Here is a 23,005-nt window from a genome sequence, read left to right as displayed (position 1 = left end):
CACCGCTACCAACCACCGCAGAGTTGGGTTTGCGCTATGGAACCGCAAACAACACTGCGAACGTCACCGCGGAGTAAGCTTGCACAATGAGGTCCGCAGGGTGCCGGGCACGAGGCCCGGCACAGCACCGAATCTCCAGACCTCCCCGCGCGTTCCCGCGAGTACAGCGAGCGGGAAGCAGCGAGAGTCCTAGGCTCTCGCCCGCTTCGCGACGACGGCGAGCGCGTGCTGCCACCGCGACCACAGCCGCGGCGGTTGTGGCGCGAAGCGCTCGCGGCTTTATGCCGCGGGTGAGCGGCGAGGGGTGAGCGAGGGTTAATCCCGAGCGAACGGGTTGGGGAGGACCTGATAGTGATTACTGCGAGTCTGTCCCGCCGTGACCATCCGTGTCGGTGATAGGAGCCCTGAACCGGCGGCTTTCGACACCGTCGATGACACGATTCGCAGTAATCACTATGAGGCCGCGGGGCGGCAGGCGGTGCGGTCCAATTAGTCAACGAACAAGTGACCACGTCCCGTCGAACAGTTTCTCTCGCAAAAACCACCAGCCAAACAACTGAGTACCTCTACCCACCCAGGAAGTCCTGGCGCACCTGCTCGTCGTTGAGCAGTGCCTCGCCGCTGTCCATGTAGCGGTTCTCCCCCTGGACCACCACGTAACCGCGGTCACAGCGCTGGAGCGCCTCCTTCGCGTTCTGCTCGACCATCAGCACTGCCGTCCCGTCGTCGTTGATCCTGTCGATGCGGTCGAACATGTCTGCGACGAGGTCCGGCGCGAGGCCGGCAGATGGTTCGTCCAGCAGCAACAGGTCGGGGTCGAGCATCAGCGCCCGCCCCATCGCCAGCATCTGGCGCTGCCCGCCGGACATCGTGCCGGCCTTCTGGTCGCTGCGCTCCCGCAGGATGGGGAACCGGTCGTAGACGGCTTCGATCTGGTCCTCGGGCACCTCGTCGAGGATGTACGCCCCCATCTCCAGGTTCTCCCGGACAGTCAATCCCGCGAAGATGTTCTCGTTCTGCGGAACGTAGCCGATACCCTCGTGGATGATGTCCTCGGGCAGGTGCGCCTGGATCTCCTTCCCGTCGAAGGTGATGGTGCCGCCCATATAGTTCGTGAGCCCGAAGACGGACTTCATCACCGTGGACTTCCCGGCACCGTTCGGGCCGACGATTGTTACGTACTCACCGTCGGCGACGTAGAGGTCTACGCTCGAGAGGATCTGCAGGTCGCCGTAGCCGGCGTCGAGGTCCTCGACTTTGAGCAGCGCTTCCGCTGGGACCGTCGCGTCGGTGTTCGCTCCGACGTCGGTGTCCCTCGCGGCGGATTCCTCCGAGGCTGCTCCGCTTGCGTCACTCATCAGACATCACCCCCGAGATACGCCTCGACGACCTGCTCGTCGTCGCGGACCGCTTCCGGCGGCCCCTGCGCAAGCACTTTCCCCTGATGCATCACGATCACGTGTTCGCAGTGTTCCATAATCACGTCCATGTCGTGTTCGACCAGCAGGAACGTCCGGCCTCGATCCCGAAGGTCGTGAATCCGGTCGAGCAGTTTCTCCTCCAGCGTGGGGTTGACCCCGGCCAGCGGCTCGTCCAGCAGCACCATCTCGGGATCGGTCATCAGCGCCCGCGCCATCTCCAGTAACTTTCGCTGGCCGCCCGAGAGCGTCCCGGCGTTCTCCTGGGCGAGATGGTCGATTTCGAAGAACTCCAGGGTGTCCCAGACGTCCTCCAGCAGCTCCTGTTCCTGTTCGACGACCAACTCGCGGCGCCCCGGCAGCACGGCGTTGTGCAGCTTCTCGCCGCGCTGCTGCTTGGGCGCGAGCATCAGGTTCTCCAGCACGGTCATCTCCGAGAGTTCGCGAGCGATCTGGAACGTCCGCACCAGCCCGCGGTTACAGACCGCGTTGGGCGAGAGTCCGGTGATTGACTCACCCTGGAAATACACTTCACCCGCGGTTGGCTCGTGGAGGCCCGTGATACAGTTGAACGTCGTCGACTTCCCGGCGCCGTTCGGCCCGATAAGCCCCGTCAGGGTGCCCTGCTCGACCTCGAAGGAGGCGCCGTCGACGGCGGTGATGCCGCCGAACTCCTTTCGCAGCGTATCGACGACCAGCGGCGCGCCCTCGATGTCCCGGTCGCCGGTTAATTCGGCAGCCTCCGAAGAGGTGGTCTCCGCCCGACCGCTTGCCACGGCGTCGTCGCTACTCATCGCTCTCACCTCTGCTGGGCCGGGCGAGCGGAATCGCTGCCGCTTCTTCCGTCCGGTGGCCGAGCAGCCCCTCGGGCCGGCGCTGCATCAGCCAGACCAGCAGCGCGCCGATGAAGATGAGCCGCAGGCTGGAGATGTTCGAGAGGAAAAAGGAGAGCAGCGGCCCGAACTGGCCAGTGAACATGGGGAGGAACGCCTCGACGATGTTGGTCGGCGCACTGGGGAAGCTGACGGCCGACTCGACGGCGTTTTTCAGGTAGCGCGGCCCCTCCCAGAGCGCCGCGATGAACAGCGAGGCGCCGAGCACCGAGCCGGTGTTGCTGCCCGCGCCGCCGATCATGAGCGCGACCCAGATGTAGAACGTGATGAGCGGCCGGAACGTCATCGGCGTGACGTACCCCTGCTGGCCGAACCAGAGGATGCCGCCCAGGCCCATCAGCCCACAGCCGAGCGCGAAGGAGACGAGTTTGAACGCGTTGGTGTCCTTCCCGAGCGATTTGGCCACCATCTCGTCCTCGCGGATCGCTTTGAGTACCCGGCCGAACGGGGAGTTCCCGACCCGGCGGAGCAGCCAGTAGAACCCACCGGCCGCGACGATGAGGATGGCCACCTCGAAGAAGCCAGCAACCACTGACGGCTCGATCGAAAGGTCGAGCGTGAACTCGATGGGGATCGTCACGAAGCCCAGATCCATCACCAGTCCGTCAGGGATGATCGGGAGCCGCAGCGTGTCGAAAATCGGGAACAGGAGCGAGCCAAACAGCGCCGGCTCCGCCGTCGGCGCGTGGCTCTCGTAGAACAGCAGCCGAACGGGGCTCGGCGGCGGGCTCTTCCCGATGGCGCCGCCCGTCCCCATAGTGCCGAGCAGCGGGAGCGAGAACGTCTCGAACTCGCCAGAGAGCAGGAGATACCGGATAATCTCCGAGAACGCGACGGTGACGATGGCGAAGTAGTCCGCACGCAGGCGCAGCGCCGGCAGCGCGGCGATGAGGCCGACCAGCGTCGCGACGAGCGTCCCCACGACGATGCCGACGACCAGCGGCAGTCCCAGTCCGGGGACGCCCGAGGCACCCGGGTCGACGGGCGAGGAGACGATGGCCATCGTGTAGACGCCGACAGCCATGAACCCTGCAACGCCGATGTTGAAGATGCCCGCGTATCCCCAGTGGAGGTTGAGTGCAAGCGTGATGAGCGAGTACGCCGCGGCAAGGAACAGCAGGCTGCGGACGCCGCCGACGAAGCCGTTGAACGGGATACCGATGATCACGCCGAGGACGAAAAACACCGCGACGGTGTTGCCGATGACGACGAACAGCTTGCCGCGGTCGCTTGCGTCCCACTGCGCTGCGAGCCAGGCGACGTAGGGCTCACCTGGTGGGGCAATCGTCGCGTAGCCGAGTACGCCGAGCAGCGTGACCTGAACCAGCGAGAGCAGGCCGCCGCCGGACGGGATTGCTGCAAGAATCATGAACAGCAGCGTCCCGACGAGCAGATGCCCGACCGCCAGGAGCCAGGCGCGCGCGCCGCCCTGCCCCCAGCGCGACCGGAACCACTGTCGGTATGGCGCCCAGCCAGGAATCTCTGACTCGGCGGGAAGGGACTCGCGAACCGTCATGCGGTCGTCCTCCCCTTGAACAGGCCCGATGGTTTGAACAGCAACACCAGAATCATCAGCGTGAACGAGGCGACCAGCGCGAACTCGTTTGGGATCCAGATCGACGAGACGCTCCGGGCGATACCGATGGCGATACCGCCGAACATCGCGCCGTAGATGGAGCCGATCCCGCCCAGAATGACCGCGGCGAACACCGGAAGCAGCAGCCGCCAGCCGAAGGAGAACACCATGTTGCCACGTTCGAGCGCGAGCAGGAACCCAGCCGCGCCGGCGAGCCCCCCGCCGATGATCCAGGTGTACCGGACGACCCGTTCAGTCGGGATGCCGGTGACGCGGGCGAGGTCTTCGTTGTCCGCCATCGCGCGCATCGCCTTCCCGAGCTTACTCCGCTGGAGCAGCAGGTGCACGCCGAGCATCAGGGCCACGGCGACGATGACGAGCGTGAGCTGGTGGGCGGTGATCGTGAGGGAACCGAGGCCGACCGGAACCCGGAACGTGGCGTCGCCCGCGGTGAGCCCGCGCGAGTCCGTGTTGTAAAACAGCACGAGCGTGTAGCGCAGCGCCAGCGCGACCCCGATACTGGCGATGAGCAGCGAGATCCCCTCCTCGTCGCGCATCGGCCTGTAGACGACGCGGTCGAGTGCCAGCGAGAGCAGGACGGTCATCACCGCGGCGGCGACGAGACCGCCGAGAATCTGCAGCGGCGCCGCGAACACGCTGATGTTCAGCACGTTCGTCGAGACGCCGGCGTCGATGAGCAGGAGCTCGATGCTGCCGACGCCCGTGCCGACTCCCGCGAGGAGCCACGTCGCCGACCAGCCGGAGAACGCGCCTGCCGTCAGATAATCGCCGTGAGAGAAGTTCGCGAAGTTGAGGATACTGTACGTCATCGAGAGTCCGATCCCAGCCAGGCCGAGGCCGAGACCGAAAACGAGCCCGTCCCAGAGATACGACAGAAGCTGGGCCGCCGCGAGATCGCCGCTCGTCAGCCGGCGCGCAAGGTCACCCACCAGTAGCAAGCCGACGACACCCGCGACTACCGAGAACGACCGGCCCTCCAGCAGCCGCTGCCACCGGGCAATCGTGGTTCGGAGTTCCATGTGAATGAATGCCTCTATCAACGCGGTGGGGCAGAAGCGGTTAAACCTTCCTTCATCTCGACAGACTACCTCTGTTTTGGCTGCCGGCCGGGTCGACAGTTCTTACTCGTCGGGACGGGGTACTATCAGTATGCGCATCGTGGCGCCGGCGGTATCGGACGTAGACCGGTTGGCAGAGCTCTGGGTCGAGCTCGCACGTGATCAGCGCGCCCACGGCTCTCACCTCCAGCCGGAGCCGAACCGCGAGTCAGTTCGGGAAGGGCTGTCGCGCCACATCGTCACCGGCGGCGTCCTCGTCGCTCGCACCGAAACCGACGATATCGTGGGGTTCGTCCAGTTCGCGCCGGAAGGGGGAGACTACGTCCAGGACGTAGAGCGCGGCGTAATCGAGAACCTCTACGTCCGTCCCGACCACCGGCATGGGGGAATCGGGGGCGATCTGCTCGAACGGGCCGAACAGGAGCTGGTCGATGCGGGTGCAGACCGGGTGTGTCTGGAGGTGCTGGCACCTAACGACGCGGCCCGGCGGTTCTACGCACGCCACGGATACGAACCGCATCGGGTGGAGCTGGAGCGGTCACCGGAAAACGACAACCACACAAAGGAGCATTGAGTAGGCGCTACTGCGCCTGGAGAGCATGGGTGGTTCATGCACTCGACTTGTAATCGAGACTTCCCGGGTTCGACTCCCGGTCCAGGCTTCTCTCTCCGAACGAAGTGAGGAGTAGAAGCCTCCGAAGGAGTCGAGCAGGCGAGGAACGCGCAGTGAGAAACGAGCGAGCATTTCTTGCCCGAGTTCGACTCCCGGTCCAGGCTCTTCTCGGAGCGAACGCGGAGATGAAGAGCCGTTGGAGTCGAAGCCTGCAGGGGGTGCACAGCGAGGAACGAGCGAGCACCTCCTGACCTGGTTCGACTCCCGGTCCAGGCTTTCGGCTCCGCCGGACACGCTGAGAATCCCCCGGCTGGCCCTCCTGCGAGGAACGAATCGCTTTAGTGGCTCTCCCGGGAACTCAGACGTATGGCAATCAAGCCGAAATACGTCAAACAGATGGGGACGCTCCTGCTGGAGAAGTACCCCCAGTCGTTCAACCAGAACTTCGAGACGAACAAGGAGAGCGTCGACGCGCTCACAGACGTCGAGTCCAAGAACGTCCGCAACCGCATCGCAGGCTACGTCACGCGGAAGAAGGCCGGCGCGGCCGCAGCCGAAGCGTAACGCGATTTTTCGAGCTCAGTAGCTATACTCGTCCTCGGTGAGCTGTACGTATCGACGCCGGTTCCGGTAGCGCGTCAACCGGTAGCGCCCGATGAGCCGGAGCCCGGAGAGTCCTGCCCCGAGCTTCTGGGAGAGCATCTCCGAACTCATCCCCTCCGCGAGCATCTTCTCACCCGCGCTGAACACATTGTCCCAGTCGTCGGGGCCGTACCCCTCGGCCATCTCCGCGAGCGCGACGTTCCGCAGCAGTTCGTCGCCGATGGCTGCGCGCCACTCGTCGTTGTAGCGATGGAGTTCGCCGTTCGCCGCCAGTCGACCGGCAATAGCGCCGGTCCGCACCGCGAGGTGGTCACCGCCTTCGTGGAACGCCGAAGTGGTTCCCATCGCCCCACCACAGACGGCGATGCCGGCGCCAACCGGTGACTCGACCGGTCGGGTCGAGGAGATGGGGTAGGTCTCCGTCCCGTTGCTCTTCCCCGCATTCTCCACGAGAGGGAAATCTGCGAGCTCGTACGCATCGCCGTACTCCCGTTCGAGCAACCGCTCGATATACGTCGCGCCCTGCGGGATGCGCTCGTCCTCCGGTCGGAGCAGGTCGTACTTCTCGCGCTCGGCCACGTCGTCGATATCCATGCCGATGGGCATCGTCAGCCCGACGCGACAGACCCGGTCCTGGTTCGGGAACACCCAGGGGTAGGCGGTGTGGCCCGGCATGAGCCCCCACCAGAAGACAATAGCGTCCTGCACCTGCTCGTACACCTCCTCGGGGAATTTCCGGTACTCCTGATACGCGATATGGTTGGCCGTCGGCGGGGAGAGCCGCTCGGAGGCCAGCATGCTGTTGGGAAGATACTCGTCTAGCACGCCGAGCGTGACGGTACGCTGGGGACCGTCACAGAGCATGAGGTAGTCGGCACCAACCGCCTCCCCGTTAGCAAGCGCGAGCGTGTGTCGTGGCGATCCGTGCAGGTCGGTCTCGACGCCCTTCACCGATGCCTGGGTGCGATAGTGTGCGCCGGCGTCCTCCGCACGCGAACGGAGGAAGTCGTCGAAGCGCGCGCGGTTGAACGTGTACCCGAACGCGTCGTATGAGGCGTCGATGCCTGTCGAACGGAGGGAACAGGAGTTCGTCCGTCCGCGGAACTCCGCACGGTCGAGGACGTTCTGGACCACCCCGTCCGGCATCTCGTCGGGGTGGATGCCCATGATGTCGACCCAATAATCGAGGATTCCGGCGGCGTCGGTCGAGTCGGGACCGAGCCCCTCCCGGTCGGCGCGGGGCACTCCCCTCTCCAGCACGAGTGCGTCGGCGCCCTGCGACGCGGCCGCGTGGGCAGCGGACGTGCCCGCGGGCCCGCCGCCGACGATAGCGACGTCTACGCGTTCCATACCCTGTGACGTGCAGGTTGGCGGCGTTAAACTTACTGCATCCCGGCGGAGCCGTCCGCATCCGGTGACAGGACCGTCCGCAGTTCTCCCCGCCGGCCGACATGTAGATCCGGCCGGCGAACGTATCAGTTTCCTTGGATTGCTCTCGGTAGCGCTCTGCGAGGTCGGTGTAGTCGCGTGCGACTTCGGCGGCGAACTCCTGGAGTGGGCCAGTATCGACACCGAGCTCGTATACGTCGTTCACCGTCTCGACGAGATGGATCGCCGCTTCTACGTCGGGCATCTGGTCGTGAACGGGCGTGATGTAGACACCCACCGTGAGCGAGGAGCCGATGCCCCGCTCGACTAACGCGCCGTTTACCCCATCGAGAAACCCTCTCTCCATCGGCGTCACATCGACGTCGGCCGGGCGCTTCTTCCGATAATCCTCCGTCGCGACGTAGTAGGTCTGCTGACCCTCCGGGCCATGCCTGTAGCGAATACCCTCGAGTATCGCGGCGTTCTCCACGCCGTGTTTCTCGGTCCAGTCGAGAATCGTGGGTGTTTCTCACATACAGTGAGTCTTGTCGGGCAGTAGGTTAGCCGTATTGCACGGTACAACCGCTCGGGAATCAGCCCCAGTGCCTACCGGGCCTGAATCTCGACGTCGAGCAGCCTGCTGGCACCGATAGCCAGCGCCGCCAGCAGGAGCAGACCGAGCAGGAGGCCAACGGCGGCTGGCCAGCCCGAGACAGTTGCGAGTGTGCCGGTGACGACGCTCCCCGCCGAGCCGACGATGTTCGCGATGGTGTTCGCGAAGCCGTAGCCCTGGCCACGCTCGTCGTCACCGAGTTCGTCCATGAACCGCGACGTGATGACGCCGCCGAAGGACATCCCGGCGCCGAGGAGTCCGACGCCGGCGACCAGGACGACCGTCGCTCCCGGTACGAGCAGGACGAGGTAGCCGCCGGCGCCGATGACGAAACAGAGCGCCAGAATCGGGTCCCGACCCACTCCGTCCGAGAGCCGGCCGAGCACCGGGTTGAGCAGGCTCCGGATCAGGTAGATGGCCGCGAATGCGACGCTCGCCCGAGCCGTCGACATGTCCCAGGACTCCACGAGAAACGTTGGGAAAAAGGACGCCGTCGCGGTGTAGGCGAAGTAGCTCAGCCCGGCCAGCAGCGTCGTGAACACGAGGCCGCGGCGCTGCAGATGCGCCAGCAGGGCGCGGAGTTCGAACTGTGCACGCACGCTCATCTCGGGACGGGCCTTCGCGGACTCCGTGCTGTAGCGGGCGAACAGTGCGAACGCTGCCGCCGCGACCCCCGCGCCGACGAGCAGCCCGGCGCGCCAGTTGGCCCGCGCCGCGACGGCGACGACGACGACCGGAATCGTCAGCCCCCCGAGCGAGGCGCCGGTACTGTGGAAGCCGAGCACGGCGCCCGTCTCCTCGAACTGCTTGGTGAGGTAGGAGGTGGCGGCGACGAGATAGAGTCCCGAGCCCCCGCCCAGCGGCACCACCCCGAGCACGAACACCGAGAACGTCGGCGCCACGGCGACGAGCAGACCGCCCAGGCTGATGAGCGCCAGTGCGAGCAGAATCAGTCGTCGCTCGCCGTAGCGGTCACTCAGAACGCCGCTCGGGAACTGCGTGAGCGCGAACGCGACCCACATCCCCGTCAGCGCGAGCCCGATGACGCTGTTGGAGACGGTGAACGCGCCGGTGATGGCGGGAACGAGCGGGCTGATCATCACCCGGCCGGCCGAGGAGCTGTAGTTCGCCAGTACCGCGAGCCCCAGCACCAGCGGCGGCCCTCCGTAGAGCCCCTCCCGCTTCAGGCGGTCGAGCATTCATCCATCCTGCCCGGCACAACTCGCGCACCCTGCAAGTCCGTGTCGGTAGGGCGCCACCCTTACCGGCTCTCGTCCACCTCGATGCGCTCGCGCCAGTCCGTATACACCCCGACGCGAGCCATCGCCTCCTGCTCGCGCGCGCCGCCACAGCGCTCGACCACGTCAGCGAAAAAGGTCAGCCGGTCCAGTAGCGTCGCCGTCTCGAACCCCGGCGTGTCGAGCCGAGAGGCAGCCACTGTCGCCTCGACGACGGCGGCGAACGCGCGGTTGGTCGTCATCGGGCGCTCCCGTACCACCGCGCTGTCGACCGGGCGGAGCTCCCACTTCCGAATGGTGGTTCCCGCTTCCTCGTGGCTCCCGACCTGCTCGACCTCGACGTCCACCCAGGCGTCGGCGGAGTCGAGCACCGGCGACGGCTCTTCTCGAATCGAGAGTGCGGCGTCGACGAACTCCCGAGGGTCGGCAACGAACTGGACGACGCCCCCGCCCTGCCGGCCGAAGTTCCGACGTGTTCGGGTGTTACCGTAAGTCCGTGCTGTCACCGGGTCACCAGCGTGAATCCCCAGCGCAGCGACGTTCCAGCGCTCGTTCGGTCCGAGCGTCGCGATCACCGACTCAGTGACGCCTCGGAGTGGCACTGGCCACCCCTCCGGAGCGTGGTTCTCGGGCGACCAGCCGCCAGGCTCGTTGCCACTCATACCCGTAGCCCCCGTTCGAGCGCGACGAACAGCGTCGCAGCGGTGCGGTCGGCTGTCGTGCCGGGGTTGATCCCCTCGACGACGAACGCCTCGGCAAGTTCCTCGGCCGGGTCGAGCGAGCCGCTCTCGCGCACGGCCGTGAGCGTCTTCCCTGCTCGCTGCTGCACCTCGCGAGCGGTGTCGGCACCGTGGTTCGTCGCAACCAGCGTGTCCGGCTCCGCGGCGAGCATGTCGAGGAAACAGCGGGCTGTCCGGTCCGTGACCGGGCCGTCGTCAGCCAGCACCGCGTCGGCTGCTGTGAACGTCCGCGGGAACCCCTCGACCCACTCCAGCCCGTTCGTGTCCGGCTCGCCAGCGGGTGGGTCGGCGGAGAGTTCCATCACGTCCCAGAGCGTCATGTTACGCTCACGAAGCGCTGGCTCAGCAGCAGCACCGCGGCGAGCGTCCAGTTCATCGGCGCCCTCCGGCGGGTCGCCGACAGCAACGTCGACGTGCTCGAACGCGCGGTAGAACGCGACGGCGTCGTCGACCGTCGTCGCTCGACAGCGGCGCTCGACCCCCGAGGGCGAGAGGTCGTCCTGTGCAGCCGCCGCAACCAGCGGCGTGAGCAGGAGCAGACAGCCAAACTGGGTGTTCCCGCCGGACTGCCGGCTCATCCCCGCAACCGAGCGCTCGAACGCCCGGCCGAGCGGCGCGCCTGCGGCGGCCATCCGCAACCCACTGGCGCTGCCGACGCTGCCAGCGAGGAACTGCTCGAAACGTAGCTCCTCGAGATCACGGTGGCGGTCGACGTTCCCCGGTTTCGGGGTGCCTGCGAGTTCGAGCAGCAGCGCGAGTTCGGCGTTCTCGGCCGGCGACCGCGGGCTCTCGCGGCTCACGGCTCGGCCACCCCCGCCTGGTCGCCCTCCGCAACCCACTCCGAGACGGCAGCAGCGACGCGCTCCAGCACCTCCGGGTCGTCGCTCGGCCGGCCGACGCTGACGGCGTCGGCGCCGTACTCGAGATACTCCCGAACGGTTTCGCGGTCTCGTACACCGTTATTGGCGATAACGAACAGCCCGGTTTCGTCGGCGATATCGGCAACGACAGATTCGCTGTCCATCGCGTCGACGTGGATCGCGTCGGCCCCGGCGGCCTCGATTCGGTTGGCGACCGAGACGAGGTCGACCCCCGTTAGCTCGGTTCGGACCTTGACGCTCACCCTGGGGCCCGAACTGCTCGCCGCAGCGACCTGTCGTTCGAGCCGCCCCGGATTCCGGAGCAGCGTCTCGCCACAGCCCGCCGCACAGAGTTCCTCCTGCCGGCAGTGGGCATTGATCTCCAGTACCGCGCCGTGGGTGGCGGCGACGGCTGCCGCCGCTCGGACCGGTTCCGTCGCCGTCGACCGCACGTTCACGCCGGGGCGGAGAGCCACGTCCGCGAGCGCCGAGAGCTGGTCGTCGATGAACGCGTTCGGGTCCGGCGGGAGGAACTCGGTGCGGTCGCGGTCGGCAACCATCTTCCGGGCGGCTTCGCGAGTTGGTTCGTCGAGACAGATCCCGCCGAGAAAGGCCGCACCGGCCCACTCGGCCCCGAACTCTGCCCAGTCCGCGTCGGCCTCGCCCGAGAGCGATGCGAGCGCGAGCCGGGGACTGAACACTCAGACCACCTCGCGGTCAGGGCGGTCGGGTCGGTCTGATTCAGGACCGAGCGGCGGAAGTTGACTCGTGTCGATATCCTCACTGTCGAGCACCGCGATGGCGTCGACAGCGAGACCGAGATCAGCGGCGGTACCGTCGTCGCCGACCGCCGCCAGTGTGAGCGCACAGGCACGTGAAACCCGTTCGGCGTCTTCTGGCCTGTCGATGGCCGTGTCGGTGCGCACGACCGGGCGGTCCAGTTCCGTCTCGTCCTCGGTATCGAGAACGAACGCGTCGGCGAAGGAGTAGAGGTCGGCGACGCCAGCAGTGGAGGCGTCGGCGCCGATGCCCCGCATGAGTTCCGGCGCGGGGCCGGAGAACGCCTGTTCGCCGACGAACGGCGAGACGGCGACCACGGGTGTTCGGTGGAGCGCCCGGTCGATGCCCGGCAGCGCTCGGATGGGCCCGACGGAGGTGACGGGGTTCGAGGGGCCGACGACAACCGGCTTGGCGAGCGCCTCGAGCGTTTGGGCTGTCGGCTCGGCTCGGGTCGCGCCGCGGAACTCCACGTCCTCGACGCGGGGGTCCGCGCGCCTGGCGACCCAGTACTCCTGGAAATGCATCGCTCCCTCGGGGGTGTGGATGATCGTTGCCACCGGGTCGTCGCTCATCGGCAACAGGTCGATGTCGAGCTCGAACGCCTCGGCGAGCGTACGGGTCGCCTCGGTGAGGCTGTGTCCCTCGTCGATGAGTGAGGTGCGGGTGATGTGGACCGCGCGGTCGCGGTCGCCGATCGTCATGAACTCTGCAATTCCGGAGAAGCGCCGCCAGCGGGCGATCTCTCGGCCGGCGGTCTGGGCTTGCTCGGGCAGATAGCGAGGGCCCTCCTCCAGGCCGGCGGCGTCGGCCAGCCGGAACAGTTCGTCGTCGGTTTCGTGCGTGTCGCCGTCGATGCCCCACCAGGTCTCGCGGTTGAGGACACCACCGCCGTCGAACAGCACGGTGTCGAGGTCAGGCGAGACGAGCAGGCCGCCGAGTTCGACGTCGTCGCCGGTGTTGCCGACGACGGTGACGGAATCGCGGGCAAAGACGGGGCCATCACCCGACAGAAGTTTCGGCGTTCCGGTGCCGCCGGCGAGGAACGTGACCATATCCGGGGTTTCGGGTGCCCGGAGTTGAACCTGTCCCCTTCGGCGGCGGGCGACGGCTGCCCCGACGAGCACCGGGGTGGTTTTGGGGCTCGCCCCGAGTGGCCCAGTATGAACGCGATCAAGGACTCCGTCCACGACTGGGTGACGCTCTCGCCCGTCGCGGCTGACCTGCTCGACACGCCGACGGTCCAGCGGCTTCGCCACATCAAGCAGCTCTCGACGGTCCGGCTGGTCTACCCCTCGGCCTCCCACACGCGGTTCGAGCACTCTCTCGGCGTCTACCATCTCGCCAGCGAGGCGCTGTCCCACCTCCGCGTCGACGGTGACCGGGCGGCCCATCTCCGCGCGGCGGCGCTCCTGCACGACGTCGGGCACGGTCCCTACGGCCACCAGACCGAGGAGGTCATCATGCGCCGTAGCGGCCGGCACCACGACGAGATTGGCAAGATTCTCGAGGGAACAACAGTCGCCGAGACCCTCCGCGAACACGACCTCTCGCCCGACCGTGTCGCGGCGCTCGTCCGGGGCGAGGGCGACCTCGGCCAACTGATCTCCGGTGAACTCGACGTCGACCGGATGGACTACCTCGTCCGGGACGCCCACCACACGGGCGTGCCGTACGGCTCGATCGACCACGGGCGGCTGGTGCGCTCGCTGCGCTACCGCGACGGCGAACTCGTGCTCGCGGAGGGGAACGTTCACACTGCAGAGTCGATGCTGTTGGCCCGTGGGCTGATGAACGGCATCGTCTACCGTCATCACGTCTCCCGCATCGCGGGGTCGATGCTCGAACGCGCCGCCGAACTGCTGCTCTCCCGCGAGAACGACGTGGATATCGACGGGTTCGCCCGGATGGCCGACCACGACCTGCTGGTTGCGCTCCGTGAACAGGTCCCCGAGTTGGGCGAGCGAATCGAGGGCCGCGACCTGTTCAAGCGCGCCGTCTGGGCAGGGCTCTCGGACACGCCCGCCCATCTGGTCGAGTTGAGCCACGAGGATGAACGCGCGGCAGAGCGCGATATCGCCGAGCAGGCGGGTGTCGAGGACACCGAAGTCATCGTCGACGTGCCGCAGCGGCCCTCGATGAAGGAGTCCAACACTCGGGTCGTCGTCGACGACGTGGTCCAGCGACTGGAGGAGGCCTCAGGCCTGGTTAGTGCCATCCGACAGGCACAGCGCAGCGGCTGGCGGCTCGGCGTCTACGCGCCTGTGAGCGAACAGGAGACGGTTGCGTCGGCAGCCGTCGACGTACTCGGGCTTCCTGAACGGGTTCAGGCGTAACGAGCGAATCTGGCGGACCAGCGGCGCCGCTCGGGAGTGAAAGAACGGGCGGCTCGGTGAAAACCCATCGTCACACGGGGCTCGGTGGGGGTAACCGTCGTCACTGCCGCCCGCTGAGTGTTCGTCGTCGTCCCGCTTGAGTCGTTCGTCTCGGTTCCGGGTTACTGGTCCCCCGCGGCGTGCTCGCGGTGAGTCCGGACAGCCGCCGTGAGTTCGGCGTCGTCGAGCGCGCCGTCCTCGGTCACGACACCGGAGACACAGTCGGCCGGCGTCCGGTCGAACACCGGGTTCTCGACGGCCACGGCGGAATCGCCGTCGTAGAGCGCTTCCGGCTCCCGTTCCACGTTTCCTTCCCGCTCCTCGGTGGCGATTTTGTCGCGGGCGGCGACCACGTAGAGCGGGAGCGCCGCTCGCTTGCAGGCGAGCCCGAGCGGGCGGGTGCCGACCTTGTTCACCACGTCGCCGTCGGGCAGTATCGCATCGGCGCCGACGACTGCCGCGTCCGGCGTCGGCCCGACGTCGCCGCTGACGACGCTCGCCAGCGCGGCGTCTGTGGTCAGCGTCACCGACTGCCCCGCGGCCGCCAGTTCCTCGGCCACATCGATACCCTCACAAGCGGTCCGCGACTCGCCAACGATCACCGCAGCACCGGCCTCTCGAATCGCTGCGAGCGCGGTCCCGGAGCGCGACAGCGTGACGACCGTCGGCGTCCCTGCTGACTCCTCGCCGAGCAGTGCCGCGGCTTCACTGGCCGCCGCTTGGTCCGCGTTCTGTGCCGCCAGCAGCGTTTCGTGTGCGCGGTCAGCGAGGTCATCCAGGCAATCGCTCGTCGCCATCACGCGATTCACGCGGTTCGCGATGACTGCCATCTCGGATCGAGCGTCGCGAAGCCGGCGGGCGAGGTCACGGACGGCTTCACGACTCGGCCACGCCGGGGCCTCGAGGTCATCCGCGTGTGCTGCCTCCGCGGCCGCATCGCGCAGAACCGCCAGCGCATTCGCCGAAATCGCTGCCGAGCCGCGCTGCTCGTCGCCGGCCACGTCCGCAACTGTCGGCCCGACGCGACGGTAGGTCGCCCAGAGTCGGGGGACGCAGGGTCGGTCGAGAATCGCCGCCGGCGACACCCACTCCCAGTTAGCGACCTCCTCGTTCGGGTTCACCGCGCGGTCGGGTGTGTCATAGCGGAACGGATGGACGGTCCACTCGCGGTCGTTCTCGTCGTCGATAACGTGGAGCGGGTCGCCGGCGCGGCGGAGGGCAGCGTCGACCGTGCCGACTTCCTCCCGGAGTTCGCGTTCGGCGTCCTCGCGCGGGTCGTCGGTTTCGGGTTCGACGTAGCCCGAGACCCCGGCCCAGCGACGTCGATACGTGCCAACGGCCTCGCTCCGTTGGAGCAGAAGGATCTCGCCGCCGTGCTGGAGGAAGACGGTCACGACGTGGGTCATACGGGGTGTGAGCGCTCCGGCTACTCCGGTTTTGGGGCGAACCAGCTCTCTCCGCAAGGTTGCTCAGCTCTCACCACCTGCGGCGATATTCCACGTCTTTTTGGCCGGGGGTACCCCACGCCGACACATGGAACTGTTCGCCGTACCGAGTCTGCCGGAAATACGCGAGGGCGACGACCTCGCGGCGATGATCGACGAGCGGGTCGACCTCCGCTCCGACGACGTGCTCTGTGTTGCCTCGACAGTCGTCTCGAAAGCCGAGGGCCGGACCGCCGACCTCGAGGCGTTCCCCGCCGGTCCGCGGGCCAACGAGATTGCCCGCAATCTGACGGCGCTCTCCGGCGAGGAGAAGGACCCGCGGTTCGCCCAGGCGGTGCTGGAGGAGAGCACCGACGTGGTGATGGACGAGCCGTTCATCCTCACCGAGACCCGGTTCGGCCACGTCGGCGTAAACGCCGGTATCGACCGGTCGAACGTCCCGGACCACGACCTGCTGCTCCTCCCCCGGCGACCCTCGCGGTCCGCCGAGCGCATCCACGAACGCCTCGACGAGTCGCCGGCGGTCATCATCACGGACACCTCGGGCCGACCGTTCCGCCACGGCCAGCGGGGCGTCGCCATCGGCTGGGCCGGAATGCCAGCCTCGCGGGACTGGCGCGGCGAAACCGACCGCGACGGCCACGAACTGTCGGTGACCGTCCAGAGCGTCATCGACGAACTCGCGGGCGCAGCGAACCTGGTGGCCGGTGAGGGCGACGGCGGCAATCCCGTCGTCGTCGTCCGGGACTGGGAGTTCGGTGACCACGACAGTAGCGAGAACCTCTTTCGGGACATGCGCGGGGATTTCGTTCGGCAGGCCCTGCGGGGCTGGGAGTACGAGGGCTAACTGATGATGGATACGACCACCGACGGCGGCCGACGGGGCATCGAACTCACGCCAGAACACCCGATACGCCGACTCGCCGACCTCGCAGAGATCGCCGAGGTCGAGGGGTTCGACACGGTGTTCACCTCGACGCACTACAACAATCGCGACCCGTTTCAGGCGCTCGCGACCATCGCCGAGCGAACCGAGTCGGTCCGCCTGGGCCCCGGCGTTGCGAACCCCCACGACACTCACCCTGTCGCGCTGGCATCGCGGGTCGCGACGCTCGATGAGTTGTCTGGTGGCCGGGCCGTGTTCGGCATCGGCCCAGGAGACCCCTCGACGCTCCGGAATCTCGGTGTCGACGCCGACGAACGGGGGCTGCGTCCGGTGCTGGAGACGTTCAAAACTGCCCAGAAGCTGTGGGCCGGCGAACGCATCGACCACGACGGGGCGTTCGAGGCCGACGACGCCGGGTTGAACTACCAGCCGCCCGGGAAGATTCCGGTGTACATCGGCGGCGAGGGGCCGCATATGTGCCGGATGGCCGCCAAACACGCCGACGGCCTGCTGTTCAACGGCTCCCATCCCGCTGGTCTCTCCTGGGCTGGTGACCGCGTGGCGGAAGGGCTGGGCGAGCGCCCGGACCACCGCGGCGGGTTCGAGTTCCTCGCGTACGCGAGCGTCAGCGTCGCAGCCGAGCGCGAGGCCGCTCGCGAGGCCGCGCATCCGCCGGTGGCGTTCATCACCGCGGGGGCTCCCGAACCGGTACTGGGGCGACATGGCATCGACGCCGAACGCGCAACCGAGGTGGGCGAGCGCATCAGCGAGGGGGCGTTCCGCGAAGCATTCGACCTGGTGACGCCGGCGATGGTCGACGCGTTCTGTGCGGCCGGAACGGTGGACGAGGTGGCTGACCGACTGGCCGCGGTGCTCGAACACGCCGATGGGGTCGTCTGTGGCTCGCCGCTGGGCCCTGATCTGGAGGCAGCGGTCGGGCTGGCTGGCGAGGCGCTGGCGCTGGCTGAAGAGCGGACTGAGCGCTGATACTGCCGGACAGAAGTCAGTACAGACTCGCTCACCAGTCTCTGGCTCTCACACGAGCTGACGGCCGATTCACGGCGAGCGATGGTTGTATCATTCTGTCCGGCAGTATGAGCGAAGAATGGAAGAGACGCTACCGCGGCGACGACGAGGCGCCGAGCAGGTCGATGAGGGCGCCGATCGTGAGATAGGCGAGGACGCCGCTCGCGCCGAGGACGAACAGGCCACCCATCGCCATCGAGATCGCCGAGAGCGGGTCCTGCGTCGCGACGGGCTCGAACTTCGGCCCCATTTCGAAGATACTCTGCACGACCTGCGTGATGAACGCCCGGAGTGTGGCCATACGCGGGCGTTCGTCACCCGCCTACTTGCCTTTTCGGTGTGCGGAACGCGGTCCTGTGGCGGGCAACTCGCCGGGACTGATAGTGATTACGGCGAATCGTGTCATCGACGGTGTCGAACGCCGCCGGTTCAGGGGCTCCCATCACCGACACGGATGGTCACGGCGGGACAGACTCGCAGTACTCACTATGAGTCGACGGCGAGGGGGTTTTACTCCCTGGCGACCACCTCACGGCTGTGACGCTCGACCCGATTCACGTCGACAACATCGCCCGCATCGCCGCCTCCATCGCGGGCACGGTCGACGACGCCGAACACGACGACTACGCCGCCCGCGCATGGGAGCTGCTCGATCCGCTCTACGACGAGGGCCGGCCCGTGGTCGAGCCCCTCGGCGAGCAGGCGCTGCGTGCCGCCGCCATCGACGACATCGCGCTCGCGGACCGGCCGTTCGACACCACCCACGGCCTCGACGCCGGGACGCTCAACCCAACCGGGTTCAAGAACGGGCTGCTGCTCGACGTGGCGCAGGCAGCGATGGCCGCAGCGCCGACAGATCTCGACCTCCACCGCTCGCGCTCGCTCGTCTCGACGGTCCACACGAACGACGCAACCCGGAACTACAGCCAGGGCTGGACCCGCTACGATGACGGGTACAGCCGCCGCCGGGTGCTCCACGTCCCCGAGGTGGGCCGCTTCGCCGACGAGGTAACCCACGAACTCGCGCTCTATCTCGCTGAATCCTCCCACGCCAGGGAGCACGCCGACGAGGTGGACGAGCTCCTGTTGCTCGACGGCCCGCTCTACCCCAAACGGTTGTTTAACTGGGACTCCCGCGAGACGGTGCTCGCGGAAGCCGCCCGCGAGGCGAGCCCCCAGGCGATTATCGAGAACTACGTCCGGCTGGTGGAGACGTTCGTCGAACGGGGCGTTCCCGTCGCCGGCTTCGTGAAGAACCCCTCCTCGCGGTTCCTCGTCCGGACCCTCTCGGAGAAGGCGGCCGTCCCGTGGGCCAACGACGCCGCGCTGTTCACCCGGCTGCTGGAACGCCGGGATTCGGAGCCCGAACGCACGACCAGCAGCACGACCGCCGACGGACCGGCCGACCCCGCCGCCGCCCGAAACGAGGACGACCTCACCTTCACCTCGTGGTTCGTCTCGCGCGGCTCCTCTGACGAGCCAATGTCGGCGGAGGGCGACGCGATGGGGATCGAACGCCGGCTCGACCCGGAGGCCTACGAGGTGACGTTCTGCTACCTCTACGACCCGCGAAACGACGTGACCTACAAGGTCGAGGCCCCACGGGCAGTCACGGGGGACCTGGAGACCCGGTCGGCCCTCACCACGCAGCTCCTGAGCGAGGTCGCGACCCAGCGCGGGCCGCCCGAGGCAATCGAGAAAGCCGACGAACTCGCGAAGATATCCGCCGAGGAGAAAACCTCCATCAGGCGGAAGTTCGAGGAGACGTTCCAGAGCGAGCGCCTACGGAGCTACGACGACGTGCGCTGGCCCGAAGAAGGGTTCTGAGCCGGCGACGGAGATTCGTCGACGCCGAAGCGTATCGGCTCCGAGATTTCTCGACGCCCCATTCATCCGCGCCGATAATCCTCGTCGCCTCCGTTCGTCGGCGGCGTCCTCCACGACTCAGTCCGTCGCCGCGACGGTTGTGCTCCCGGTCGTCGCCTCGTCAGTGCCCGCCGTCCGCACCGGCGAGGTTGCCAGCCAGGCTACCGTTGCGAGCGGCGCGATGACGACGCCGGCCCAGCCCAGCAGCGCGACCGCATCGAGCCCGCTCGCAGCCGCGCCGGCGACGACTCGTGCGACGCCGCCGACGAGGGCGAGGGCCATCGCCGCCCCGGAGAGCACCGTCGACCGACCGACGTTCTCCAGGCGGTCGTTGAGGTACTGGTTGCGAAGCGGCGCAGTCACCGTGCTGAGGCCGCGGTTGAGGAAAAGCACGGGTATCACGAGCGCCGGCAGTACCAGGAGCCCGGCGTAGGCAAGCCCGTAGAGCGGTATCAGAAACGCGAACACCCCACGGACTCCGAGAGACGCTTCGAGGTGGCCGACCGTCGACGCTGCGCCCGCCGACGCGAGTTTGAAGCCCGCGTAGAGGAGACCGAATCCGGCAACCGGCACCCCGATCTCGTCGAACGCCGGTTGTTCGTAGATGCGCGTAACCAGGAACAGCGCGTGAAACAGCGCGGCGTAGGCGACGAACCACCGGATTGAGGGCCGCCGAGCCTGGACCCGGAGCAGTGTGAGCGCGTCGCCGACGGTGAACCGCTCGGCTGCATCGGGCTCGTTCGCGCCAGCGATTTCCGGGAACGTCGCCAGCAGCGGGAGCCCCAGCGTCGCGAGACCGGCATTGACGACGAACGGGAACGCCGGGTTCATCCCGTAGAGCAGGCTCCCGACGATGGCGCCACCCGCGGAGACGAGCAGTCGAGCCATTCTCCCGCGGCTCTCGACGCGGGCGAACGCCGACTCGTCGAAGCGTGCCTCGAGTACCTCGTAGAGCCAGGCGTCCTGCGTTCCCGACCGGAACGAGCGGCCGGTGGCCCAGACGAGATGGATCGCGAGATACGCCCCAGCGGTCTCCAGGAACGGGTAGAGCCCGATGACGAACACCCGGAGCAGACAGCCAAGCGCCAGGCTGGCCCGGCGGCCGAGCCTGTCGCCGAGGTAGCCCGTCGGAATCTCCGAAAGCAGCGTCCCGAGCGCGTAGACAGCGTACGCGAAACCGATGAACTCCAGCCCGAACCCCTTGTGTTTTAAAATCACGACCGAAACGGGGAGGTAGAACCCTGCGGATGTGGTGATCCGATAGAGGTAGTATCGGTAGATGAGGCCGCGGTTGCCGGCGTCGTCGCCGCCCCCGCGGCTCGCAGCATCGCTCATGTACGAATATAGGAGCGACCCGATAATGGGCGTTCCCGGAACCGAATTTTTGTAAGAAATATGATATCCTTGCGGAAGTCGGAGCCCTACGCGGGTCCTTCCTTTTCCACCTCGATCGCCACGTCGTCGACACCGATGCGGGCGAACTGGGTCCGGATGTGTTCCTTCGCGGCCTCGATGGCTTGCTCGCGCGTATCGAACCCCCGTGACATCGGCGACTCGAAGGCGACGCGAATCTCCTCGCCGTCGATCTCCAGGGGCGTGCCACCACTTTCGACCTCGTAGAAGGCGTCACAGACCCAGACGTACGCCGCCTCCTCGTCGGGCGCGCCCTTGAACGAGGGCGCCTCCTCGCCCCGTTCGAAGATGGTGCCAGTGAGAGCGGTGCCCCCCCCAAGGCCGCGGATTTGAAGCATGGATGGAACGTAGCGTGCAAGCGCCTTAGCGGTGGTGACTGCGGCGGCGGTCGCCACCCAATTCGGCAGGGAAAGGCGTATCCCCGGAGCCACCGTGGCACCGAATATGACCGATCTCGGGGATTTCGAAGAGTACGCCGGTGACGACCGGGCGGCGGACCCTGACCGGGTGGACGACGAGGGCAGCGCCGCGGCGCCGGACGGAGACGAGGAGCGGTTCGAGCGCTATCCGGCCGAACCGGCCGGCGCCGACAGCGGGCTCGGCACCGTCTCCGTCTCTCAGGGGCTGCGGGTCTCCGAAGACGGCGAGGAGACCGCACTCCGGGCGTTCGTGACGACGGGCAACCGCGAATCCGTCAGGCTCGGGAGCTATCTGCTCGTCCCGTACCCCGATTCGGAGTCGCTGTTCTGTCGCATCACCGCCCTGGAGTACGCCCAGGAGTTCCAGTCCGATGACGCGACAGAGATTCACGCCCGCCGACAGATGCGCCGCGAGGGGTTCGAGGAGCGCGACTACAAGTTCATGGCCGAACTCGACCCCGTCGCTGTCGTCTACGATGAGGGCGGCGAACTGAAACGGCGGATGACCGACCGGGTGCCCAAACCCGGCGCGCTCGTGCGCGAGGCGGAAGACGAGGAGAAGATCAAGACCGGGCTGAAGATCCCGAGTAACGGCGTATTCCTGGGCCATCTCTCCGTCGGCGGCGAGAAGGTCCGGACCGCCGCCAGCCCACCGACGGTCGACTATCGCGTGAAAGACGAGTACGCCGACGGCGACCCGCTGGTGTTCCGGCACACGCTCGTCGCCGGCGGCACCGGGTCGGGGAAGACCCACGCCTCCAAGAACGTCCTCCGGCAGTATCTCGACGGGGACCGGAGCTACCCGATGGACGACGGCCGGGCGGTCTCGCCCGCCGTGGTCCAGTTCGACCCACAGGACGAGTACGCCCAGATGCACGACGACAACCCCGCGATGGACGACCAGTTCGCCCGGAAACTCGACCGCGAGGGGGTGGCTCACGGCGGCCACGACGACACCATCGCGCTGGTGCCCGTCGAGGCGGGCGTGACCTACGGCGGCGAGAACCACCGCGCCGAGCAGGTACGCTTCACGATCCCCTTTTCGATCGTCGACGAGTACAATATGCCGTGGCTCGTCGCCGGGAGCGGGCTCAACGACAACCAGTATCCGGCGTTACTGACGCTGTTGAACCGCTTCTTCAGCGATTTCGGTTCCTCGGGCACGTATCAGCAGTTCCTCACCTATCTCGACGACCCCGGACTGAAAGAGGAGCTCGAAGAGTCCGGTCGGGTCCACGAGGCGACGTACGACGCCGTCAAGCGCCGGGTCCGCGGGATTCCATCGGGCGTCTTCGACCAGGACGCCCGCCCGATCACGGAACTGGACCACGAACTCGTCCGACCGGGCGGGCTGACGGTGGTTCCGACCTACCACCTCTCGACGTCGCGGGCCAAGGAGATGTTCGTGCTCGCGCTCTCCTCGCTCATCGTCGACGACAAGCTCTCGAACTCGCCCCAGAGCCAGCGTATCAAGGAGACGCCGCTGGTGCTGGGGATGGACGAGGCGCACAACTTCCTCTCCTCGGCGGATACAGTACAGGCCCAGAAGGTCGTGAGCAAGTTCACCGAGGCCGCAAAGCAGGGCCGGAAGGAGCGTCTCGGCCTGTTCCTCATCACGCAGGACCCACAGGACGTCGCGGAGCCGGTGTTCAAGCAGGTGAACACGAAGGTGGTGTTGAACCTCGGCGACGAGGACGCGATTTCGTCGGTGAACATCCCGACAGAGTTGGCCCAGAAGGTGCCGTATATGGAGAAAGGGCAGATGGTAGTGTATTCGCCGGACAACTCCGAACCGGT

At 67.1% G+C, this 23,005-nt stretch carries 20 protein-coding genes, 1 tRNA gene and 2 pseudogenes; 8 read left to right on the top strand and 15 right to left on the bottom strand.

The genetic code is table 11. From position 1 onward, the window contains the following. Positions 1-566: 566 nt before the first annotated feature. From V5A38_RS02295 to V5A38_RS02280, 4 genes are read right to left on the bottom strand one after another with little or no spacing between them, the layout of a single operon-like run. Positions 567-1,358 carry an ABC transporter ATP-binding protein gene (locus V5A38_RS02295; protein ID WP_332324129.1) on the bottom strand — a complete coding sequence of 264 codons (792 nt, stop codon included), beginning with the start codon at positions 1,356-1,358 and terminating at the stop codon, positions 567-569. Then, on the bottom strand, positions 1,358-2,212 hold the full coding sequence (locus tag V5A38_RS02290; protein WP_332324128.1) for an ABC transporter ATP-binding protein: 855 nt from the start codon (positions 2,210-2,212) through the stop codon (positions 1,358-1,360). Before V5A38_RS02290 ends, V5A38_RS02295 begins: the two co-directional genes overlap by 1 nt. Next, complete coding sequence (locus V5A38_RS02285) at positions 2,205-3,827, bottom strand: branched-chain amino acid ABC transporter permease (protein ID WP_332324127.1); 1,623 nt, start codon at positions 3,825-3,827, stop codon at positions 2,205-2,207. Before V5A38_RS02285 ends, V5A38_RS02290 begins: the two co-directional genes overlap by 8 nt. Continuing rightward, on the bottom strand, positions 3,824-4,927 hold the full coding sequence (locus V5A38_RS02280; RefSeq protein ID WP_332324126.1) for a branched-chain amino acid ABC transporter permease: 1,104 nt from the start codon (positions 4,925-4,927) through the stop codon (positions 3,824-3,826). The genes V5A38_RS02285 and V5A38_RS02280 overlap by 4 nt, the downstream gene beginning before the upstream one ends. A gap of 130 nt (positions 4,928-5,057) precedes the next feature. Between V5A38_RS02280 and V5A38_RS02275 the strand changes: the two genes are divergently transcribed. From V5A38_RS02275 to V5A38_RS02265, 3 genes are all read left to right on the top strand, one after another. Then, positions 5,058-5,540 carry a GNAT family N-acetyltransferase gene (locus tag V5A38_RS02275; RefSeq protein ID WP_332324125.1) on the top strand — a complete coding sequence of 161 codons (483 nt, stop codon included), beginning with the start codon at positions 5,058-5,060 and terminating at the stop codon, positions 5,538-5,540. A gap of 14 nt (positions 5,541-5,554) precedes the next feature. Further along, a tRNA-Thr gene (locus V5A38_RS02270) sits at positions 5,555-5,628 on the top strand. 317 nt (positions 5,629-5,945) lie between these two features. Then, positions 5,946-6,143 carry a 30S ribosomal protein S17e gene (locus V5A38_RS02265; RefSeq protein WP_332324124.1) on the top strand — a complete coding sequence of 66 codons (198 nt, stop codon included), beginning with the start codon at positions 5,946-5,948 and terminating at the stop codon, positions 6,141-6,143. A gap of 15 nt (positions 6,144-6,158) precedes the next feature. Here V5A38_RS02265 and V5A38_RS02260 read toward each other — a convergent pair whose 3' ends face one another. The 7 genes and pseudogenes from V5A38_RS02260 to cofD all read right to left on the bottom strand — a co-directional run. Next, entirely contained in the window at positions 6,159-7,532 is a 1,374-nt protein-coding gene (locus V5A38_RS02260; RefSeq protein WP_332324123.1) for an NAD(P)/FAD-dependent oxidoreductase, read from the bottom strand. A gap of 220 nt (positions 7,533-7,752) precedes the next feature. Continuing rightward, positions 7,753-8,040 (bottom strand): annotated as a pseudogene (locus V5A38_RS02255) (PAC2 family protein); the annotation flags it as partial. A gap of 116 nt (positions 8,041-8,156) precedes the next feature. After that, complete coding sequence (locus tag V5A38_RS02250) at positions 8,157-9,362, bottom strand: MFS transporter (RefSeq protein ID WP_332324122.1); 1,206 nt, start codon at positions 9,360-9,362, stop codon at positions 8,157-8,159. 62 nt (positions 9,363-9,424) lie between these two features. Continuing rightward, positions 9,425-10,063: a DUF447 domain-containing protein gene (locus tag V5A38_RS02245; protein WP_332324121.1), complete on the bottom strand. Its 639-nt coding sequence runs from the start codon at positions 10,061-10,063 to the stop codon at positions 9,425-9,427. Continuing rightward, positions 10,060-10,941 carry a triphosphoribosyl-dephospho-CoA synthase gene (locus V5A38_RS02240; RefSeq protein WP_332324120.1) on the bottom strand — a complete coding sequence of 294 codons (882 nt, stop codon included), beginning with the start codon at positions 10,939-10,941 and terminating at the stop codon, positions 10,060-10,062. The genes V5A38_RS02245 and V5A38_RS02240 overlap by 4 nt, the downstream gene beginning before the upstream one ends. Further along, positions 10,938-11,702 (bottom strand): tRNA-dihydrouridine synthase, encoded by a 765-nt coding sequence (locus tag V5A38_RS02235; protein WP_332324119.1) that lies wholly within the window; start codon positions 11,700-11,702, stop codon positions 10,938-10,940. The genes V5A38_RS02240 and V5A38_RS02235 overlap by 4 nt, the downstream gene beginning before the upstream one ends. 144 nt (positions 11,703-11,846) lie before the next feature. Next, positions 11,847-12,833 (bottom strand): annotated as a pseudogene (gene cofD / locus V5A38_RS02230) (2-phospho-L-lactate transferase); the annotation flags it as partial. A gap of 108 nt (positions 12,834-12,941) precedes the next feature. Here cofD and V5A38_RS02225 point away from each other — a divergent pair. Next, positions 12,942-14,114: an HD domain-containing protein gene (locus tag V5A38_RS02225; RefSeq protein ID WP_332324117.1), complete on the top strand. Its 1,173-nt coding sequence runs from the start codon at positions 12,942-12,944 to the stop codon at positions 14,112-14,114. A gap of 161 nt (positions 14,115-14,275) precedes the next feature. Here the strand turns inward: V5A38_RS02225 and V5A38_RS02220 are convergent, their stop codons facing one another. Further along, on the bottom strand, positions 14,276-15,559 hold the full coding sequence (locus V5A38_RS02220) for an NUDIX domain-containing protein (protein WP_332324116.1): 1,284 nt from the start codon (positions 15,557-15,559) through the stop codon (positions 14,276-14,278). 127 nt (positions 15,560-15,686) lie between these two features. Between V5A38_RS02220 and V5A38_RS02215 the strand changes: the two genes are divergently transcribed. Next, the gene (locus V5A38_RS02215; protein ID WP_332324115.1) at positions 15,687-16,445 is read left to right on the top strand and encodes a coenzyme F420-0:L-glutamate ligase; all 759 of its coding nucleotides are present in this window, start codon (positions 15,687-15,689) and stop codon (positions 16,443-16,445) included. A gap of 6 nt (positions 16,446-16,451) precedes the next feature. Continuing rightward, on the top strand, positions 16,452-17,471 hold the full coding sequence (locus V5A38_RS02210) for a 5,10-methylenetetrahydromethanopterin reductase (protein WP_345786265.1): 1,020 nt from the start codon (positions 16,452-16,454) through the stop codon (positions 17,469-17,471). Positions 17,472-17,601: 130 nt separating this feature from the next. Here the strand turns inward: V5A38_RS02210 and V5A38_RS02205 are convergent, their stop codons facing one another. Next, complete coding sequence (locus tag V5A38_RS02205; protein WP_332324113.1) at positions 17,602-17,811, bottom strand: hypothetical protein; 210 nt, start codon at positions 17,809-17,811, stop codon at positions 17,602-17,604. A 236-nt stretch (positions 17,812-18,047) separates the two neighbouring features. Here V5A38_RS02205 and V5A38_RS02200 point away from each other — a divergent pair, with 236 nt between their 5' ends. After that, a complete protein-coding gene (locus V5A38_RS02200) occupies positions 18,048-19,337 on the top strand; it encodes a DNA double-strand break repair nuclease NurA (RefSeq protein ID WP_332324112.1) in 1,290 nt (429 codons plus the stop codon). Positions 19,338-19,454: 117 nt separating this feature from the next. On the opposite strand, the gene V5A38_RS02195 is transcribed toward V5A38_RS02200, so the two are convergent. Then, positions 19,455-20,711, bottom strand: coding sequence for an MFS transporter (locus tag V5A38_RS02195; RefSeq protein WP_332324111.1), 1,257 nt, complete (start codon positions 20,709-20,711; stop codon positions 19,455-19,457). 86 nt (positions 20,712-20,797) lie between these two features. Further along, the gene (locus V5A38_RS02190; protein WP_332324110.1) at positions 20,798-21,127 is read right to left on the bottom strand and encodes a hypothetical protein; all 330 of its coding nucleotides are present in this window, start codon (positions 21,125-21,127) and stop codon (positions 20,798-20,800) included. A 106-nt stretch (positions 21,128-21,233) separates the two neighbouring features. Between V5A38_RS02190 and V5A38_RS02185 the strand changes: the two genes are divergently transcribed. After that, on the top strand, positions 21,234-23,005 hold a 1,772-nt coding region (locus tag V5A38_RS02185), incomplete at its 3' end, for an ATP-binding protein (protein WP_332324109.1).

Origin of the sequence: Halolamina sp. (genome assembly GCF_036626355.1) — an archaeon.
GTDB lineage: Archaea > Halobacteriota > Halobacteria > Halobacteriales > Haloferacaceae > Halolamina.
This window is presented reverse-complemented; position numbering and strand designations above follow the sequence as displayed.

Excerpts from the sequence above, each read along its gene's own strand:
- V5A38_RS02295 (WP_332324129.1), bottom strand. The coding sequence starts at position 1,358 with ATGAGTGACGCAAGCGGAGCAGCCTCGGAGGAATCCGCCGCGAGGGAC.
- V5A38_RS02290 (WP_332324128.1), bottom strand. The coding sequence starts at position 2,212 with ATGAGTAGCGACGACGCCGTGGCAAGCGGTCGGGCGGAGACCACCTCT.
- V5A38_RS02285 (WP_332324127.1), bottom strand. The coding sequence starts at position 3,827 with ATGACGGTTCGCGAGTCCCTTCCCGCCGAGTCAGAGATTCCTGGCTGG.
- V5A38_RS02280 (WP_332324126.1), bottom strand. The coding sequence starts at position 4,927 with ATGGAACTCCGAACCACGATTGCCCGGTGGCAGCGGCTGCTGGAGGGC.
- V5A38_RS02275 (WP_332324125.1), top strand. The coding sequence starts at position 5,058 with ATGCGCATCGTGGCGCCGGCGGTATCGGACGTAGACCGGTTGGCAGAG.
- V5A38_RS02265 (WP_332324124.1), top strand. The coding sequence starts at position 5,946 with ATGGCAATCAAGCCGAAATACGTCAAACAGATGGGGACGCTCCTGCTG.
- V5A38_RS02260 (WP_332324123.1), bottom strand. The coding sequence starts at position 7,532 with ATGGAACGCGTAGACGTCGCTATCGTCGGCGGCGGGCCCGCGGGCACG.
- V5A38_RS02250 (WP_332324122.1), bottom strand. The coding sequence starts at position 9,362 with ATGCTCGACCGCCTGAAGCGGGAGGGGCTCTACGGAGGGCCGCCGCTG.
- V5A38_RS02245 (WP_332324121.1), bottom strand. The coding sequence starts at position 10,063 with ATGAGTGGCAACGAGCCTGGCGGCTGGTCGCCCGAGAACCACGCTCCG.
- V5A38_RS02225 (WP_332324117.1), top strand. The coding sequence starts at position 12,942 with ATGAACGCGATCAAGGACTCCGTCCACGACTGGGTGACGCTCTCGCCC.
- V5A38_RS02220 (WP_332324116.1), bottom strand. The coding sequence starts at position 15,559 with ATGACCCACGTCGTGACCGTCTTCCTCCAGCACGGCGGCGAGATCCTT.
- V5A38_RS02215 (WP_332324115.1), top strand. The coding sequence starts at position 15,687 with ATGGAACTGTTCGCCGTACCGAGTCTGCCGGAAATACGCGAGGGCGAC.
- V5A38_RS02210 (WP_345786265.1), top strand. The coding sequence starts at position 16,452 with ATGGATACGACCACCGACGGCGGCCGACGGGGCATCGAACTCACGCCA.
- V5A38_RS02205 (WP_332324113.1), bottom strand. The coding sequence starts at position 17,811 with ATGGCCACACTCCGGGCGTTCATCACGCAGGTCGTGCAGAGTATCTTC.
- V5A38_RS02195 (WP_332324111.1), bottom strand. The coding sequence starts at position 20,711 with ATGAGCGATGCTGCGAGCCGCGGGGGCGGCGACGACGCCGGCAACCGC.
- V5A38_RS02190 (WP_332324110.1), bottom strand. The coding sequence starts at position 21,127 with ATGCTTCAAATCCGCGGCCTTGGGGGGGGCACCGCTCTCACTGGCACC.